General features: G+C 35.2%; 1 protein-coding gene. It reads left to right on the top strand.

What is annotated here, in order from left to right; all coding sequences use genetic code 11:
* The first annotated feature begins 155 nt into the window (after positions 1–155).
* Positions 156–2,495 carry a SpoIID/LytB domain-containing protein gene (locus AC1DRF_RS20975; RefSeq protein WP_477741594.1) on the top strand — a complete coding sequence of 780 codons (2,340 nt, stop codon included), beginning with the start codon at positions 156–158 and terminating at the stop codon, positions 2,493–2,495.
* Positions 2,496–3,133: the final 638 nt, after the last annotated feature.

Below are 3,133 nucleotides of genomic sequence, written 5' to 3'. Positions count from 1 at the left end.
ATGTTTTGATCATAGCTTGTCACATTAAGTGACAAGCTATTTGTATATTTATAGATTAATATGCTTATTTTTGTTATTATTTTCAATTTCGTACCGATAGTAAATAAGAGATTTCCGAGGAGGATTATTAAAGACAAAAAGGAGTAAAAAAATTAATGAAAAAAATAGGGAAAATTTTCTTTGCAGTCATCGTTATGTTTATTGCTTTAAATATTGTGAACAAAGCAGAAGCAGCTGAAACAGAACCATTAATTTCAGTAAAGCTATCAAACTATCTAGGTAATAAAAGCTCGATTACGATTCAGCCATCAGAAATTTATCGTATTAAAGGTACTAATTTAATCTTAAGCGCTAAAAAAGATTATGAAGTGAAAGTAACCTCTAACGGCATAGCTATTTATAAAGGAACAGAGGAGCTTGGGAAATTTCCTAGCTTTGAAGTAACTCCTTCTACATATGATGCGACATTAAGTATCCAAGGAAGAAAGTACTTAGGTGATGTAGCATTCACGAATGAAAGTCAAAAGTACGTTCGCCCCATTAATACATTGCCGATAGAAGACTACCTAAAAGGTGTAGTTCCGGAAGAATCCTTAAAAAATTGGACTTCTTTAAATACATTTAAAGCTCAAGCAGTAGCAGCTCGTTCATATGCGTTAAAGCATTTGAATGATTCAAACCTTACAGATACACAGAGCAGGCAAGTTTATGGAGGGAAACAAGAGTTATCTATTACACCTCTTACTGATCAAGCTGTTGAAGAGACGTTTGGTGAAGTAGTTACGTACAATGGAAGAGTAGTAGAAACCCTTTTTTCTTCAAGTAATGGCGGAATTATTGAGTCCAACTCTAACTACTGGACTAATAGTGCTCCACTACCTTACTTTCAAGTGAAAAACGATCCGTACGATCCTCAAATGCCGTGGAAAAAGGTCGTAAATAAGCAGCAAATTGATTTATCAACAAAAGATTTAGCTGCACCTGATACGTGGTGGAGTCAAACGAACGAAAAAGATTTAAAAATGACGGATAACATCAAAAACAAAATGAAAGCTAACGGATTAGACACGAAAGACATCAAAATTACTGACATTACAAAAATAGATTTTTATGACCGTGCGTCAGGCCAGCGTGTTACAAAAGGAGATCTAAGCGTTCGTTATATTAAGAAAGATGATGTGGATAAAGACGGTAAAGTTCTTATTCAAGATTGGAATTTTACAGGAGAAAGTGCTAAGACCGTTAAAGATCTAATTGAAGGTTCATCTATGCTGAACCTGTACGTAACTTCGATTGATGAAGATGATACGTCGTTTACTATTCATGGAAAAGGTTTTGGACATGGCGTAGGAATGAGTCAGCAGGGATCGAACGTAATGGCAAATCAAGGGCTGAATTATAAAGAGATTTTAGCATTTTATTATCCCGGTACGGCCCTTACTGAATATTACAGCACGAAAGCAGAACGTTCTTATAAAACAGCTCCGTATGCAGCTTCCTTAAATTCAATTAATGAAACGGATACAAAAATAACGGGAAAAGCGGAAGAGAATACACTTGTCTACGTGAAATTTAATTCTACGAGTTCTGGGATTGCTGCCAGAGGGAAAGCAGACAGCGGTGGAAACTTCTCTGTTTCTATTCCAAAACAAGCAGCGGGAACAAAAATATATGTCATTCTAAAAAATGATGTGAATTATAGTCCTTATGCTTCAACTGTAGTAAAAGCAATAGCTGCACCTAAAAATCCGGCAGTAAATGAATTAACAGAAACAGATACAGCCGTAAAAGGAACAACAGAAGCAAATGCACTTGTATATGTTAAGTTTGGCTCTACTTCCGGACAGATTGAAGCCAGAGGAAAAGCGGATGCAAAAGGAAACTTTACCGTTGCAATCCCAGCTCAGGCGGCGGGAGCAAAAGTATATGTTATTGCCAAAAATGCTGTGAAATACAGCAAGTATACGGGTGTTACTGTTAAAGCCTATTCTGCACCAGCGGCACCTGTGATTGATCCAGTTACAGAGGCCGATACCGTGTTAACCGGAAAAGCAGAAGCAAATACAGCGGTATATGTAAAATTAGATTCTAGTAAAAACAGCATTGCTTTTAGAGGTAAAACAAATGCAAAAGGAAGCTTTTCGATTTCTATTTCAAAGCAAAATGCAGGGAAGAAAATCTATGTTATTGTAAAAAATGCAGTGAAATACAGTCCATATACTTCAACTACTGTTAAAGCTCAATCAGCGCCTAAAGCACCTAGTATCTCTGCTGTTACTACAACTTCTACAGCTATTTCCGGAACAGCCGTACCAGGATCATTAGTTTATGTRAAAGCAGGATCTAGCTCAGCAGCTATTCTAGCTAGAGGCAACACAAATGCTTCAGGCGTATACAATGTGACTATTCCAACTCAGTCAGCAGGAACAAAAATATACGTGGTGATAAAAGCTGATGGATTCTATAGTCCATATGCATGGACTTTGGTGAAATAAGGGAATTTAAGTTTTTTTGTGAAAGAAGAAGCACATCTATATTAAAAGGAAAAGTCAAAAAACCGTTCACAGATAAACTTGTGGACGGTTTTTAAACGTTTTTCACAAAAAAATAATTACTTTGTCTGCTACATTAGAAATTAGTAAACTACATATTCCAATATAACCCTAACTTAAATAGGGAATTTCGAATGTGTAGGTAAAAATAACTTATCATATTGTAAAAAAAGAAATAGGAAGATAGTATAAGTAAAATAAATATCTCTATCTTTCAAAGAGCTGTAAAGGTAAGTAATAAGCTAAAGTAGTTATCAATTATTCTAAGCACCTATTGAAGGGGAGTCATTCTATAATTATAGCTATAATAAAAAAGGGAATGAACTTGGCTTCTTTTTGCTACGTAAGTCGTTATGTTCCTTTGAAAAGAAAATTTATTTTTCAGATGGGGGGATGATAGAGTGGAATGTCTTTCTATTAAAACTTCTAGGAGATGCCTTTAATGTCAAAGAATAATTGGATTAATGTTTTATTTTTAGCTTCTATTCTATTTATTATTAGGTTAACCATGTTCACGGAAAGTTCGTTAGGAATCGGTGAAGGAAAAGGTGGTATCAATCTTGTGCCATTGGGCACAATTA

It is taken from the genome of Priestia sp. P5_B4, from assembly GCF_056400385.1.
Note: the sequence above shows the minus strand (reverse complement) of the source record. Positions and strands in the feature narration are given on the sequence as shown.